The organism is Lyngbya aestuarii BL J (genome assembly GCF_000478195.2).
In the GTDB taxonomy this organism is placed as follows: Bacteria; Cyanobacteriota; Cyanobacteriia; order Cyanobacteriales; family Microcoleaceae; genus Capilliphycus; species Capilliphycus aestuarii.
Map to the genome: position 1 here is coordinate 1 of NZ_AUZM01000343.1, position 535 is coordinate 535.

Below are 535 nucleotides of genomic sequence, written 5' to 3' on the forward strand. Positions count from 1 at the left end.
CCCGAGTTTTAGTTTTTATTTTCTGACAAGACAAAACCCGCCTGAATTAATTTTCGGCGGGTTATTTAATTCAATTCGGAGTGGGATCAACAGGTTCAAAATTACAAGACCTTCGATCTCAAAAGCGCAACAGGCAAACAAAGCAACTTACGCCGAGTCGGAACATAGGCTCGTTTGCTAAAAACATCGTACTGGTTGCGCTCAATTTCATTGAGAATCTTGCTGTAGAGAAGCAATGCCGACCAAACCGGCCAACGAATATCAGGACTCAAAGCACGAATTCCGCGCTCGGCTTGAGTATAATATTTACGCGCTCGCTGAATTTGAAAGCGCATTAGTTCTCGCCAGCGATCATCGACAACTCCATTCAATAAATCGTCTTGCGTGTAGTTGAACAAGGCTAACTCTTCTAGGGGAAGATAAATACGACCTCGGCGAGCATCCTCACCGACATCTCGGAGAATGTTCGTCAGTTGATTGGCAATTCCAAGGGCGATCGCTTCTTCTGTCGGGATATCAAAACCTTGTTCCTGAT

General features: G+C 44.9%; 1 protein-coding gene. It reads right to left on the reverse strand.

Annotated elements, in window-relative coordinates:
- Positions 1-101: 101 nt before the first annotated feature.
- Positions 102-535: squalene/phytoene synthase family protein (locus tag M595_RS28445; RefSeq protein ID WP_023070000.1), on the reverse strand; the 434-nt coding region annotated here is incomplete at its 5' end.